Below are 13,490 nucleotides of genomic sequence, written 5' to 3'. Positions count from 1 at the left end.
CTGTCTCTGTGATTTCACCCAGTATAAGAACAGCCAGTAAGTGTATTTATGTAAGATTTTCTGCTTAACTAGTGGAATCCACTATTTATGGCACTCAAAAGGCCGCTTTTTAAGCAAACTGACCAACCCGGAGCCCCCAGATGCGCAAACGCGCCAGTGAACTCAGCACCATCGACCGCAATATCCTGCGGGTCCTGCAAAAGAATGGCCGCACCAGCTACGCCGAACTGGCGCGCCAGGTAGGCCTTACCGCGACTCCCTGCGTAGAACGGGTCAAGCGCCTGGAAAGCGACGGGGTGATCCAGGGCTATACCACCCTGATCAACCCGGAGTTCCTCGATGCCGCGCTGGTGGTGTTCGTGCAGATCCGCCTGAATCGCTCGGCCCAGGACGCATTCGAGGAATTCCGCAACGCAGTGGCAGAGCTGCCGGAGGTACAGGAGTGCTACCTGGTGTCGGGGAACTTCGACTACCTGATCAAGGCGCGGGTGGCCGACATGAGCGCCTACCGACGGTTCTACGGCGAGACACTGCTGACCCTGCCGGAGGTGCAGGAATGCACCAGTTACGTGGTGATGGAGGAAGTAAAGGAAACCCTGGAGGTTCCGGTGCACTACAACCGCTAGCGCGGCCCGCACTGCCGGTACCGGGTAGAACGGTGTGGCCGGGCCCGCAGCGGCCCGGCCGGCAACTGGCTCAGTAGCGGATGCCGAGCGCGCGATAGACGAAACCGATCACCCACGCGGGGCCGATCAGCAGGAACTGGAGGTCCTTGAAGAAAGACGGTTTCTTGCCCTCGACATGGTGGCCGACAAACTGCAGCACCCACATCACCACAAAGATTCCCAGCGCCGTCTGCCATACCGGAATGCCGATCCGGTCGGCCACGCCCCAGCCCCAGAAACACACCGCACTCAGCGCGGCCATGCCCAGCGCCACGGGAAAAGACAACATCAGGTAGAAGGCCAGCGTGGGGACCAGGGCCACCACGGCCCAGTTCAGCCAGGATATGGCTGCCATAAAGCCGGGCTGTGGGATCTCCCACAGCAGCCCCACTACAGTCGCGTAGATGGCCGGCACCGCCAGCCAGTGAATCGCCTTGTTTACCGGGTTCTGGTGGCTCTCACCATATTCCGCGAACCACTGCTCTGCCGTGCGCATGCTCTCACCTCGTATTGTTATCGTTCTCTTCTGGAGGTCCCAATCATCGGGCAGCGGCGCCCGGGAATCAATATCCCCGGGTCCGCACGCAACGCGGCGGGCTAGCGCCGCACCACCGCATCCAGCTGCAACCGGTAGAGCTCTGCCATGGATTCATCGAAACAGCAGAATACGATTCGCCCCGGTGCAGTATCCCGCTCCAGGTGCGACTGCACCTCTTCCACGGCGATTTCCACGGCCTGCTCCGGCGGGTAATCGTAGACACCACAACTGATGGCGGGGAAAGCAATCGAGCGGATATGTTCACGACGGGCCAGGGCCAGGCAGTGCCGGTAGCAACTCGCCAGCAACTCCGGTTCCCCCAGGTTACCGCCGCGCCAGACCGGCCCGACCGTGTGATAGATACGCCTGACAGGAATCTCGAAGGCGGGGGTGGCACGTACCTCACCTACAGGACAGCCACCTAACTTGCGGCAGGCCTCGGACAATTCCGGGCCCGCGGCCCGGTGAATGGCGCCGTCTACGCCACCACCACCGGCCAGCCGCTGGTTGGCGGCATTGACGATTACATCAACCTGCAATCGAGTGATATCACCGACATGGACTTCGATCACTCAGTATCTCCAACCGCTTATTAAACGAATCGCTGCGGATGGACATCCTTTTCGCTCTACAGCTGCCCCGCTGCCGGCATGCGACGGCGGGGACGGCCACTGAGAACGCTGCCGGACAGGCGTATCCCACGCCGTCCGGACAGCCCCGGCAGCGCGTACGGCAGGCGGGCGCCCTCAGGAGCCCAACAGCTGCCGGTGGCGCGCTGCCACCGCGGCGGGACATTTCGTCGCCGCACTAACTATCACGATAGCAGCTGCAGAGAGAATGAAGCCCGGCAGCAGTTCATAGAGGTCGAAGATACCACCGGACAGCTGGCGCCAGACCACCACCGTCAGGCCGCCGACAATCACGCCGGCAATCGCCCCGGCGCCAGTCATACGCGACCAGAACAGGCTGATCAGTGTGGCGGGGCCGAACGCCGCGCCCAGGCCCGCCCAGGCATAAGCCACCACGTCCAGCACCTTGGATTCCGGGTCCATGGCCACCGCCACGGCAATCAGGGACAGCGCCACCACCGCCCAGCGGCCCACCTTGACCATCGCCTCCGGGGTCGTCTTGCGCCCGAACCATACATGGTAGATATCCTCGGCCAGCGCGGCAGAGCTCACCAGCAGTTGCGAGTCAGCGGTACTCATGATGGCCGACAGGATCGCTGCCAGCAGGATACCGGCTACCAGTGGGTGGAACAGGGCCTCCACCAGCGCCATGAATACGCGCTCGCCATCCGGCAGTGTCTGCGCCAGTTCCAGGTGGCCGAACAGGCCCACGGACATGGCCCCGAGGAAACCAAACAGCGACCAGATCGCCGCCACGGTGGCCGCCGCAGGCACATCCTCCGGGCGGCGGACCGCCATAAACCGCGCCACGATATGCGGCTGGCCGAAATAACCCAGGCCCCAGGCCAGCGAACTCAGCACCGCCGCTACACCCAGTGCCTGGCCGGTGTTGTCCTGCATCCAGTGCATCAGCTCCGGCACCTTGTCGTGCAGCTGGCCCCAGCTGGCTGCAAAGCCGCCCTCATCATTGATCACCACCAGTGGAACCGCCACCAGCGCCAGGCTCATCAGCAGGCCCTGGATCACGTCGGTCCAGGACACGGCCAGGAAACCACCGAACAACGTGTAGGAGATCACCGCCGCGGCACCGATCAGCACCGCCCACTCGTAGTCCCAGCCAAACACTGTCTCGAACAGCTTGCCGCCGGCAATCAGGCCGGAGGCAACGTAAAACAGGAAAAACAGCAGGATAAAGAATGCACACACCGTGCGCAGGTAGGGGTGGCCCAGGTTGAACCGCCGGTGCAGGTAGGCCGGCACAGTCAGGGCGTCGTCCAGTTCGTAGGTATAGATACGCAGGCGCCGGGCCATGGTGGTCCAGCTCAGCACAATGCCGGAAAACAGTCCCAGCGCAATCCAGGCCGAAGACAGGCCACTGGCATAGGCCGCCCCGGGCAGCCCCAGCAGCAGCCAGCCACTCATGTCCGAGGCACCGGCACTGAGTGCCGCCACCGCCGGCGGCAGCGAGCGACCGCCGAGGAAGTAGTCACTGGCGTTACGGGTGCGCAGGTAGGCGTAGACACCGATGGCCAGGATCATCGCCAGGTAGGCGACAAAGGTAAGCGCAATAAGCCATTGTCCAGACATAGGGTGGTTCCTTGATCCTTGGTGACCACAGCAGCTGACCCGTGGCACGACGCACGAATACAAATTATTGCGCCAGCGAGCTTCCGGATAGGTTCTGCGGCCGGTTTTTGTGTTTATTGCGCGCAAATCTACCCATTAGCTGGCGGCAACTCAAACCACAAACTAAACATTGGGGTAGACACGGAAAAACCTGACACCATTATGGGCATTTGTCTGGACGAATTACGGCTTCTGGTCATTCGTCCCACACTCAAGCATCTGCGGGCATGGTCAGCCGGCATGGAAAACCTGCTACTGGGCACGGCCGCGCAGGAATCACAGCTCGGCTTCCACCTGAAACTCGGCCGGCGCCATGGCCTGGGGCTGTACCAGATCCAGCCCCATACCCACCGGGAAATCTGGGACAAGTTCCTGATTGACTACCCTGCCCTGGCCTCCAAGGTTCGGGGACTGGCCAGCCAGCGGGACTTCCTTGACCACCCCCACAGCGAACTCACCACCAACCTGCGCTACGCAACGGCAATCGCCTGGCTGATCTATCGCGCTGCCGGCGTCGAGCGGGTCGAAGACGGCAACATCCGCGCCATGGCCAAGCTGTGGCACCGCCACTTCCACCACGGCCCAGTCGCCAGCGCCCGTGACTATGTGCGCAGCTACACCGGCCTGGTTCTGGGTGACGCTACAGATTCAGCGCGTCAATATAGCGCGGCGCCTCTTCCTGCCCAGGCTCAGGCTCCCACTCGCCAGGCACCCAGGAGTGCACCTGCCGCTCAATTGAGCGCCCAGACGGCTCGCTAGCGGCCGGCTGCGAGCGGTCCAGTTCCAGGCTGTTGAAGTCGTAGAGCTCCGTATCCGCCAGCTGCGACGGGGAGACCCGGGTCAGTGCGGCAAAGATATTCTCCGAGCGTCCCGGGAACTTGCGATCCCACTCCCGCAGCATCTGTTTGATGGCCTGGCGCTGGAGGTTTTCCTGGCTGCCGCACAGGTTGCAGGGAATGATGGGGAACTGCTTGTGTTCGGCGAACTTCTCGATGTCCTCCTCGCGGCAGTAGGCCAGCGGGCGGATCACGATATTGCGGCCATCGTCGGCGCGCAGCTTGGGCGGCATGGCCTTGAGGCGCCCGCCATAGAACATGTTCAGGAACAGGGTCTCGACGATATCGTCCTTGTGGTGGCCCAGCGCCACCTTGGTGGCACCGATCTCCTCGGCGAACCCGTACAGGGTGCCGCGACGCAGGCGCGAGCAGAGGCCACAGGTGGTCTTGCCCTCGGGTACCACTTCCTTCACCACTGAATAGGTGTCTTTCTCCACGATGTGGTAGGGGACGCCGAGTGATTCCAGGTACTCCGGCAGTACGTGCTCGGGAAAGCCCGGCTGCTTCTGGTCCATGTTGACTGCCACCAGCTCGAACCGCACCGGCGCCGTTTTCTGCAGATTAAGCAGGATATCCAGCATGGCATAGGAGTCCTTGCCACCGGACAGGCACACCATGATCTTGTCGCCCTCTTCAATCATGCTGAAGTCGGCGATGGCACGGCCCACATGGCGGCGCAGGCGCTTTTGCAGTTTGTTGAATTCCAGCCGCTCGCGGCGGTTTTCCAGTTCGGACATGGTGCTTCTCTATCAGACCGGTTCAGCCAGGGGCGGACGCCCCCGGGCGGACAGCAGGTCCGCCCCTACAAGTCAGGGCCATGCACCCGCACGGCTCAGGTGCGCGATTGTACGCATTTCGCTCAGGGCTTGCACAGTTTCTCTGACCCGACGGTCCCACCCTCGATCAGCGATTCCACACACGGCCAGATATGCTCCAGCAGCGCCGGCTGTGCCGCCACGGACGGGTGGATGCCATCGGTCTGCATGCCGCCCTCCTCGAGCGCCACCGGCTCCAGGAAAAAGGGCACCAGCGCTACCTCCTCCGCCTTCGCCACCTCGGGGTAAACCGCCGCAAAGGCATTGGTATAAGCGGCGCCATAATTCGGAGGCATGCGCATACCCAGCAGCAGGACACCCGCGCCCTCCTCCCGGGCCATCTGTACCATCTGTTGCAGGTTATTCTGCAGGGCCCGCGGCGGGTAGCCGCGCAGGCCATCGTTGCCACCCAGCTCCACGATCAGCCAGCTGGGGCTGTGTTCTTCCAGCAGCCGGGGCAGGCGCGCCAGGCCACCGGAGGTGGTTTCCCCGCTGACGCTGGCGTTGACCACTTCCACATCACGGCCCTCTTCCTGCAGCCGTGTGCGCATCAGCTCGACCCAGCCCTGGGACTCATCCATACCGTATGCGGCGCTGACGCTGTCGCCCAACACCAGCAGCTTCTCCCCGGCGCGCGCGTCCGCCTGGCCCAACGGGACCAACAGCAGCAGGCATACGCCGAGCTGCCAGAGTCGCTGCCGGAAAAATTCTGTCGTCATGTCATACTCTCCACTGCTTTCGTCGTATAAGCACAAGAATCCCTGTATCCCAGACAGTACGCAAGGTTAAGGAAGTCGCATGTCCGCTATGTTGAGGGCCGAGAGCCTCTCTCACCGGGTACCCACCAGTGAGGGCCCACTGACCCTATTAAATAATATTTCCCTGCAATTGGCCCGCGGCGAGAGTCTGGCCATCACCGGCGCGTCCGGCTCCGGCAAGTCCACCCTACTGGGCCTGCTGGCGGGACTGGACCGGCCCACCGAAGGCAGGATCTGGCTGGCGGGCGATGAGATCACAGCCATGGACGAGGAGCAACGGGCAGCGGTCAGGGCCCGCTGCGTGGGCTTTGTGTTCCAGACATTCCAGCTACTGCCGGGCCTTACCGCCCAGGAAAATGTGATGCTGCCCAGCGAACTGCGAGGCGACCGCAACGCCGCCGGGCGCGCCGCCGAGTTCCTCGGGCGCGTAGGCCTGGAGCATCGCCTGGGCCACTATCCCCGGCAGCTATCCGGGGGCGAGCAACAGCGGGTGGCCATTGCCCGCGCGTTCGCCAGCTTCTCCGGTAACGATGGCATCCTGTTTGCCGATGAACCCACCGGCAGTCTGGATGCCGGCAACGGCGAGAAGGTGATCGACCTGCTGTTCGAGCTCAATGCCGAATCCGCCACCACCCTGGTACTGGTCACCCACGAACAGCGCCTGGCTGAGCGCTGCCATTCCCACCTGCGCATGGCCGCCGGGGAGATCCAGGGCGCCGACCTGCAACCGAGGGATGGCGGCAACCTGTCGGAGGTATCTGCCTGATGGCCGCGACCCCCACCCTGCCGCTGAAACTGCTCAGCCGCGACTGGCGCGGTGGCGAACTGGCCCTGATTGCCACCGCACTGGTGCTGGCAGTGGCCTGCGTAACGGCGATTGCGCACTTCAGTGACCGCCTGACCCGCGCCATGCATATCCAGTCGCAGACCTTCCTGGCGGCCGAACGGGTCGTCCGCAGCAGCAAGCCGGTCGATCCCGCATGGACCGACGAGGCCCGCGATCGCGGCCTGGAACGGGCCGAAACAGTATCTTTCGCATCCATGCTCTCCGCCGGCGAGCAGTTCCAGTTTGCCGCCATCAAGGCGGTCAGCGCCGGTTACCCGCTGGTGGGCCACCTGGAAATGCGCACCGCCGCCGATGCCCCCAGGGAGGTGGTGTCGCAGGGACCCGGCACTGGCGAGGTATGGCTGGAACCGCGCCTGCTGCCGCTGCTGGAACTGCAGATGGGCGACCGGCTGCAGGTGGGCGAGGCGGAACTGCTGGTAACCGGCCTGCTGGACCACGAACCCGACCGCAGCGACAACCTGTTTTCCATGGGCGCGCGGGTGATGATGAATATCGCCGACCTGCCCGCCACCAACATCATCCAGCCCGGCAGCCGCGTGCGCTACCGCTACCTGTTCGCCGGCGACGACGCGGCACTGGAGAGTTACTTCAAGTGGCTGGAGCCGCGCCTGACCGAGCACCAGCGGGTGATCGACCTGCGCGAGGGCCAGCCGCGGGTGGCCTCTGCGCTGGACCGGGCCGAGAGCTTCCTGTTCCTGGCTGGCAGCCTGGCCGTGCTGCTCGCCAGCGTGGCAGTGGGCCTGGCGGCGCGCCGCTACAGCCTGCGCCACACCGCCTACGTGGCGGTAATGAAAAGCCTGGGGGCGGGCCGCGCCAAGGTGCTGCAGATCTACATCGGCCAGCTGGTCGCCCTGGCATTGTGTGCCACTGTCGTCGGGCTGCTGATCGGGAGCCTGATCCAGGCCCAGGCGGTCAGCCTGATGGCCGATTTCTTCCCGGTGGAGCCGCCGCCCAGCAGCTGGAACCCGCTGCTGGTGGGCCTGGCTACCGGATTTGCCTGCGCCTTCGGTTTTGCCCTGCCGCCGTTGTTCCGGCTGGCCCGGACCGACCCCATGCAGACCCTGCGCCGCGACTGGAGCAATCCGGACCGGCGCGAATGGCTGGGCATGGTCATGGGGCCCACCAGTATGCTGCTGCTGATCTGGTGGCTGTCGGGCAGCCTGCCCATCACCCTGGCCCTGTTTGCCGGCATGGCCCTGCTGGTGGGTGGCAGCGCGCTGGTGAACCAGCTGCTGGTGCGCGGCCAGCTGGCCTCCCTGGGCGGCGCCTGGCGGATCGCGCTGGGAAGCCTGCAGCGGCGCGCGGCCTTCAATACCCTGCTGATCGCCGCATTTGGCACCGGCCTGCTGGCGATGCTGGCCCTGGTGTTCGCCCGCACCACGCTGATCGAAGAGTGGCGCATGCAGTTGCCAGAGAACGCCCCCAACCATTTCATGTTCAATATCGCTCCCCATGATGTGGAGCGACTGCAGGCATTGCTGGATGAGAACGGCATCGCGGCCACCGAAATCTATCCCATGGTCCGCGGCCGCCTGGTGGCCATCAACGATGTGCCGGCGACAGAGCGCGCGGAGCAGGCCGGGGCCCTGCGCCGCGAACTGAACCTGAGCTGGACCGAAAACCTGGCGCCGGATAACCGCATCGTCGCCGGTGATTGGTGGGACAGGGCTGATGAGGGCGTCTCCGTGGAGGTGGAACTGGCGGCGCGCCTGAACCTGGCCCTGGGCGACAAGCTGCGCTTCTCGATTGGCGGCCTGGAAGTCGAGACCCATATCGCCAGCCTGCGCTCGCTGGACTGGAACAGTATGCGGCCCAATTTCTACATGCTGTTCGCTCCCGGAACACTGGATGATTTCCCGGCCACCTATATCACCAGTTTTTACCTACCGGCAGACCAGAAACTGCTGGTCAACGACCTGGTACGCAATTTCCCCAGTGTCAGCCTGATCGAGCTGGACAAGATCATCGAGCGCATTCGCGACACCATCGGGCAGGTCTCCCTGGCCATTGAGTCGGTGATGGCGCTGATGCTGGTGGCCGGGGTCCTGGTGCTGATCTCCGGTGTGCGCTCCAGCATTGCCGAGCGCTTGCAGGAGGCGGCCATCATCCGCACACTCGGCGGCCGCCGCGGCCTGCTGCTGAAGAGCCTGGTGATCGAGTTCGGCCTCCTCGGCATCGCCGCCGGGCTGCTGGCCGCCATCGGCGCCGAGGCAACGCTGGCGGTACTGGCGATGCGGGTGTTCGAGTTGCCGTTCAGCCTGCACCCGCTGTTGTGGCTGGCCGGCCCCATTGCCGGCGCCCTGCTGGTGGGCATCGCCGGCACCCTGGCCTGCCGCAGCTCGGTCAGCCAGCCGCCGCTGAAAGTACTGCGCGAGCTGGCCTGATAACTGCCCTCCCCCGCGGCAGGGACCTGTCGACGCGACCTTACCGGCTCCCGCCGCGGTCGCGCCGCTGGTCCCTGCCGTGGGCTACTCCCGCAAAAACGGTACAATGTCGCCTTTGCCCCGGCGCGCCACGGGGTTGTCACTCACCACAATCATTGCTGTTTCTATGGATCTCGATTTCGATCGCAAGCATATCTGGCACCCCTACTCCTCACTGATCGACCCTCCGCCGGTGTATCCGGTCGCCCGCGCCGAGGGTGTGCGTTTCTACCTGGAGGACGGTCGCGGCCTGATCGATGGCATGTCGTCCTGGTGGTGCGCCCTGCACGGCTATAACGTGCCGGAACTCAACCGCGCCGCCCGTGAGCAGATGGAGAAGATGTCGCATGTGATGTTCGGTGGCCTCACCCACGAGCCGGCGATCGAGCTGTGCCGCAAGCTAGTGGACATCACCCCCGAGCCACTGCAGCGGGTCTTCCTCGCCGACTCCGGCTCGGTATCCGTGGAAGTGTCGATCAAGATGGCCCTGCAATACTGGCAGTCGCAGGGCAAGAGCGAAAAGAACCGGCTGCTGGCCCTGCGCAATGGCTATCACGGCGATACCTTCGGTGCCATGGCCACCTGCGACCCGGTCACCGGCATGCATCACCTGTTTGCCAGTCACCTCACCGGGCACCTGTTCGCGCCGGCGCCGGGTCCGCGATTCGAGGAACCGTGCAATGATGAGGATATCGCCGAACTGCGCCAGGTGATCGAGGAAAACCAACACCAGCTGGCGGCACTGATCCTGGAACCGATTGTCCAGGGCGCCGGCGGCATGCGGTTTTATTCGCCGGAGTACCTCCGGCGCGTGCGGGCACTCTGCGACGAGTTCGACCTGCTACTGATCGCCGATGAAATCGCCACCGGTTTCGGCCGCAGCGGCAAACTGTTCGCCTGTGAGCATGCCGGAATCAGCCCGGATATCCTTACCCTGGGCAAGGCCCTGACCGGCGGCACCATGACCCTCGCCGCCACCCTGTGCACCGACCGCGTCGCCGAGGGGATCTGCCGCGGCGAGGCGGGTGTATTCATGCACGGCCCCACATTCATGGGTAACCCGCTGGCCTGTGCGGTCTCCAATGCCAGCATCGACCTGCTGCTCGCCGGCCCCTGGCAGGAACGGGTCAGCGCAATCGAGAACCAACTGCGCGACGAACTGGCCCCGCTGGCCGACAACAGCGCCGTCCAGGACGTGCGCAGCCTCGGCGCTATCGGTGTAGTGGAAATGCGCGAGCCGGTAGACATGCAGCGGGTACAGGAGGCCCTGATCGAACGCGGCGTATGGCTACGCCCGTTCGGCCGTATGGTGTACGCCATGCCGCCATATATCATCGAGCGCGAGGAGCTCAGCCAGCTGACCACAGCGATGGTGGAAGTACTGGGCCGGCAGCAGGCCTGATCGTCCAGCAACCCGATATTACAAATCGCCCGCGGGAGCCTGGAAGCAGGCTCCTGCAGCAATAAGATTCGTTTGATTGAGTGAACCGAGTGCAGCCGCTATTACAAATCGCCGACCTGGAATGCCGTTATGGAAAGCGGGTGATCCTGGAAGCCGTTTCCCTCACCCTGCACCAGGGGGAGATCGGCTGCCTGCTGGGCCCCAGTGGCTGCGGCAAGACCACACTGCTGCATGCCATTGCCGGCTTCCAGCCCATTTTCCACGGCAGCATCTCCCTGGATGGAGAGGTCATCTCCACTCCCACCGCGGCCCTGCCGCCGGAGAAACGCCAGGTGGGCGTGGTATTCCAGGACTACGCCCTCTTCCCGCACCTGTCCGTCGCCGGTAACCTGGCTTTCGGACTGGCGGGGATGCCCCGGGCGGAACAGCGGGCCCGCGTCGAGGAAATGCTGGAGCTTGTGCACCTGCAGGAATACGCCGGCCACTTCCCCCACCAGCTGTCCGGTGGCCAGCAGCAGCGCGTGGCACTGGCCCGGGCCCTGGCACCACGCCCGCGGCTGCTGTTGATGGACGAGCCGTTCTCCAACCTGGATACCGAGCTGCGGCGCAGTCTTGCCAGGGAGGTGCGCCATATCCTGCGCGAAACCGGCACCTCGGCACTGATCGTCACCCACGACCGCAGCGAGGCGTTTATTGCCGGGGACCGGATCGGGGTTATTACCCATGGGCGCCTGCAGCAATGGGATACACCGGAAACTGTTTACCGCACACCGGCCACCACCGGGGTGGCGCGGATCGTCGGCGAGGGCAACCTGCTCCGGGGCAAGGTGGTGCAGCCAGGGCTGGTGGATACGGAACTGGGACAGGTGGAGATCCGTGATACCGACCGGCCCGCTGGTTCCCACGTGGATATTTTCGCCCGCAGCGGCGACCTGGTCGCGGGCGAGCACCACCGCGCAGTCACGGTACAGGTGGTGGAAAAGCACTTTCTCGGCGACAGCGCCCTGTATCGCTTCCGGCTGCCGGGCGGTCGCACCATTGAGGCCAACCTGGAAAGCCCGGTGGACATTGCACCAGGCCAGGAAATCGCCCTGCGCATGGAAGGCCCACTGGTATTTGCCCGGGGCCGCGGCCACACCTGAGCGCCGGCCAGTCTCGCTACAGTGCCGGGGCCTCGGTCTCCCGCAGTAACTCCGGCCCGGCCGCCCGCCCCTTCCGTCCCATTGAGCGGCTGAGCAGGATCACCGGCAGCAGCCCCACCAGCACGATCATCAGCGCGCCCAATGCCGAGCGCTCCAGCATCTCGTCAGAGGCGAACTGGTAAACATAGGTAGCCAGGGTCTCAAAGCCGAACGGGCGCAGCAGCAGGGTTGCCGGCAGTTCTTTCATGCAGTCGACGAACACCACCAATGCACCGCTCAGCAGTCCCGCGCGCACCAGCGGCAGGTGCACATACCACAGGGTCTGCCAGCTATTGCGGCCCAGGGCCCGGGCGGCCCGATCCATCGACGGGGTGACTTTCTCCAGGCTGGTTTCCGCCGCCCCGGCCGAGACCGCGAGGAAGCGCGCCGTGTAGGCAAACAGGATGGCGAACACCGTGCCGCTCAGGAGCAGGCCCGTGGAAACCCCGAACTGGCTGCGCATAAACGCATCCAGTGTGTTGTCGAAAGCCCCCAGCGGAATCAGCACCCCGATCGCCATCACTGCGCCGGGCATGGCGTAGCCCAGCCGCGCGAAGCTGACCAGTACCCTGACCGCGCGGGTGGGAAACAGGCGCTTGCCGTAAGCCAGTATAAGCCCCAGCAGGGCGGTGCAGGCAGCGGCCCCGGCCGACAGCGCAAAACTGTTGCCCGCGATGCCGATAAAATCATCCGTCCAGTAACTGGCAAAATTCCCCAGGGCATAACTGCCCAACACCAGCAGCGGCACACCGAAGCCGGCGACAAGGAGCAGCAGGCAGAAACCACACGCCAGCCAGGCGCCACTTGCGCGCAGCCGATAGGTATCTTCGTTGCGCGCGGGCGATTGCACATAGTGCCGCTGGCGCGCCCGGCCGAGCCGTTCCAGCGAGATCAGCAACACCACAAACACCAGCGTACTGCAGGCAATCTGCGCCGCCCCGCCCAGGTTGCCGCGGCTGAGCCAGGTATCGTAGATCCCCACACTCAGGGTGCGCACCGCAAAAAAGTCCACCGTACCGAAGTCGTTCAGGGTTTCCATCAGTACCAGGGACAGGCCCACGGCGATGGCCGGTCGCGCCATCGGCAGGGATACCCGCAGGAAACTCTGCCAGGGAGAACAGCCGAGGGCCCGGCTGGCCGCGCGGATACTGCCGCACTGTTCCAGGAAGGCCGCGCGCGCGAGCATGTAGACATAGGGATAGAGCACCAGTGACAACATGGCGATGGCGCCGCCCATGCTGCGGATCTCCGGGAACCAGTAGTCCCGCGCCGTCTGCCAGCCAAACCAGTCACGCAGGGCCCCCTGTACCGGCCCGGCGTACTCCAGCAAGTCGGTGTACACGTAAGCAATAACATAGGCGGGCACGGCGAATGGCAACAGTAACGCCCACTCGAAAAAGCCGCGCCCGGGAAACCGGCACATGGTCACCAGCCAGGCCGCGCCCACCCCGGTCACCAGGGTGAAGAAGCCCACTCCCGCCGCCAACACCAGGGTCTCGGACACATAGTGGAAGAACACCGTTTCCAGCAGGTGCGGCCAGATATTCTCCTCGGGAAAAAACGCCAGCCAGAATATCGCCAGCACCGGAAGTGCCACCAGCAGCGCCACCGCGGCCACGAGCACCAGCCAGCTCCGGCCAGAGGCATCGGCCCCGGCGGCGGAGAAATTATTCTGCATGTTCACCATACGCAAAAAGCGCGACCCGCCCGGGCCGCGCTTCCATCATCTGACAGCTTATATCGCCGGCCCGTGGACCGGCACCTTGTCCA

Annotated in this window: 12 protein-coding genes; 6 read left to right on the top strand and 6 right to left on the bottom strand. The window is 64.4% G+C overall.

Going from position 1 to position 13,490, the window contains the following annotated elements; translation table 11 throughout:
• Nucleotides 1-140 precede the first annotated feature (140 nt).
• A complete protein-coding gene (locus ACH6CX_RS15545) occupies nt 141-626 on the top strand; it encodes an Lrp/AsnC ligand binding domain-containing protein (RefSeq protein ID WP_233005809.1) in 486 nt (161 codons plus the stop codon).
• 70 nt (nt 627-696) lie between these two features.
• On the opposite strand, the gene ACH6CX_RS15540 is transcribed toward ACH6CX_RS15545, so the two are convergent.
• The 3 genes from ACH6CX_RS15540 to putP form a co-directional block, all read right to left on the bottom strand.
• Nucleotides 697-1,161 carry a DUF962 domain-containing protein gene (locus ACH6CX_RS15540; RefSeq protein ID WP_233005810.1) on the bottom strand — a complete coding sequence of 155 codons (465 nt, stop codon included), beginning with the start codon at nt 1,159-1,161 and terminating at the stop codon, nt 697-699.
• A 101-nt stretch (nt 1,162-1,262) separates the two neighbouring features.
• Nucleotides 1,263-1,775 (bottom strand): O-acetyl-ADP-ribose deacetylase, encoded by a 513-nt coding sequence (locus tag ACH6CX_RS15535; RefSeq protein WP_233005811.1) that lies wholly within the window; start codon nt 1,773-1,775, stop codon nt 1,263-1,265.
• 174 nt (nt 1,776-1,949) lie between these two features.
• Nucleotides 1,950-3,419 (bottom strand): sodium/proline symporter PutP, encoded by a 1,470-nt coding sequence (gene putP, locus ACH6CX_RS15530; RefSeq protein ID WP_233005812.1) that lies wholly within the window; start codon nt 3,417-3,419, stop codon nt 1,950-1,952.
• Between the two features lie 279 nt (nt 3,420-3,698).
• On the opposite strand from putP, the gene ACH6CX_RS15525 reads away from it, so the two are divergent.
• Entirely contained in the window at nt 3,699-4,217 is a 519-nt protein-coding gene (locus ACH6CX_RS15525) for a hypothetical protein (RefSeq protein ID WP_233005813.1), read from the top strand.
• On the opposite strand, the gene ttcA is transcribed toward ACH6CX_RS15525, so the two are convergent.
• The gene (ttcA, locus tag ACH6CX_RS15520; RefSeq protein ID WP_233005814.1) at nt 4,099-5,031 is read right to left on the bottom strand and encodes a tRNA 2-thiocytidine(32) synthetase TtcA; all 933 of its coding nucleotides are present in this window, start codon (nt 5,029-5,031) and stop codon (nt 4,099-4,101) included. The genes ACH6CX_RS15525 and ttcA overlap by 119 nt on opposite strands.
• A 122-nt stretch (nt 5,032-5,153) precedes the next feature.
• Nucleotides 5,154-5,828, bottom strand: a complete 675-nt coding sequence (locus ACH6CX_RS15515) for an arylesterase (RefSeq protein ID WP_233005815.1) — start codon at nt 5,826-5,828, stop codon at nt 5,154-5,156.
• A gap of 79 nt (nt 5,829-5,907) precedes the next feature.
• Here ACH6CX_RS15515 and ACH6CX_RS15510 point away from each other — a divergent pair, with 79 nt between their 5' ends.
• From ACH6CX_RS15510 to ACH6CX_RS15495, 4 genes are all read left to right on the top strand, one after another.
• The gene (locus ACH6CX_RS15510) at nt 5,908-6,633 is read left to right on the top strand and encodes an ABC transporter ATP-binding protein (protein WP_233005816.1); all 726 of its coding nucleotides are present in this window, start codon (nt 5,908-5,910) and stop codon (nt 6,631-6,633) included.
• On the top strand, nt 6,633-9,098 hold the full coding sequence (locus ACH6CX_RS15505) for an ABC transporter permease (RefSeq protein WP_396675824.1): 2,466 nt from the start codon (nt 6,633-6,635) through the stop codon (nt 9,096-9,098). Before ACH6CX_RS15510 ends, ACH6CX_RS15505 begins: the two co-directional genes overlap by 1 nt.
• A 166-nt stretch (nt 9,099-9,264) precedes the next feature.
• A complete protein-coding gene (gene bioA, locus ACH6CX_RS15500) occupies nt 9,265-10,539 on the top strand; it encodes an adenosylmethionine--8-amino-7-oxononanoate transaminase (RefSeq protein WP_237064346.1) in 1,275 nt (424 codons plus the stop codon).
• Nucleotides 10,540-10,628: 89 nt separating this feature from the next.
• Nucleotides 10,629-11,681, top strand: a complete 1,053-nt coding sequence (locus ACH6CX_RS15495) for an ABC transporter ATP-binding protein (protein WP_237064347.1) — start codon at nt 10,629-10,631, stop codon at nt 11,679-11,681.
• Between the two features lie 16 nt (nt 11,682-11,697).
• On the opposite strand, the gene ACH6CX_RS15490 is transcribed toward ACH6CX_RS15495, so the two are convergent.
• Nucleotides 11,698-13,398 (bottom strand): iron ABC transporter permease, encoded by a 1,701-nt coding sequence (locus ACH6CX_RS15490; protein ID WP_233005820.1) that lies wholly within the window; start codon nt 13,396-13,398, stop codon nt 11,698-11,700.
• Nucleotides 13,399-13,490: the final 92 nt, after the last annotated feature.

Source organism: Microbulbifer sp. JSM ZJ756, from assembly GCF_044383805.1.
Taxonomy (GTDB): domain Bacteria; phylum Pseudomonadota; class Gammaproteobacteria; order Pseudomonadales; family Cellvibrionaceae; genus Microbulbifer; species Microbulbifer zhoushanensis.
Note: the sequence above shows the minus strand (reverse complement) of the source record. Positions and strands in the feature narration are given on the sequence as shown.

Bases quoted from the DNA above. Each gene is read 5' to 3' on its own strand.
- ACH6CX_RS15545 (WP_233005809.1), top strand. From the start codon at position 141: ATGCGCAAACGCGCCAGTGAACTCAGCACCATCGACCGCAATATCCTG.
- ACH6CX_RS15540 (WP_233005810.1), bottom strand. From the start codon at position 1,161: ATGCGCACGGCAGAGCAGTGGTTCGCGGAATATGGTGAGAGCCACCAG.
- putP (WP_233005812.1), bottom strand. From the start codon at position 3,419: ATGTCTGGACAATGGCTTATTGCGCTTACCTTTGTCGCCTACCTGGCG.
- ACH6CX_RS15525 (WP_233005813.1), top strand. From the start codon at position 3,699: ATGGAAAACCTGCTACTGGGCACGGCCGCGCAGGAATCACAGCTCGGC.
- ttcA (WP_233005814.1), bottom strand. From the start codon at position 5,031: ATGTCCGAACTGGAAAACCGCCGCGAGCGGCTGGAATTCAACAAACTG.
- ACH6CX_RS15515 (WP_233005815.1), bottom strand. From the start codon at position 5,828: ATGACGACAGAATTTTTCCGGCAGCGACTCTGGCAGCTCGGCGTATGC.
- ACH6CX_RS15510 (WP_233005816.1), top strand. From the start codon at position 5,908: ATGTCCGCTATGTTGAGGGCCGAGAGCCTCTCTCACCGGGTACCCACC.
- ACH6CX_RS15505 (WP_396675824.1), top strand. From the start codon at position 6,633: ATGGCCGCGACCCCCACCCTGCCGCTGAAACTGCTCAGCCGCGACTGG.
- bioA (WP_237064346.1), top strand. From the start codon at position 9,265: ATGGATCTCGATTTCGATCGCAAGCATATCTGGCACCCCTACTCCTCA.
- ACH6CX_RS15490 (WP_233005820.1), bottom strand. From the start codon at position 13,398: ATGCAGAATAATTTCTCCGCCGCCGGGGCCGATGCCTCTGGCCGGAGC.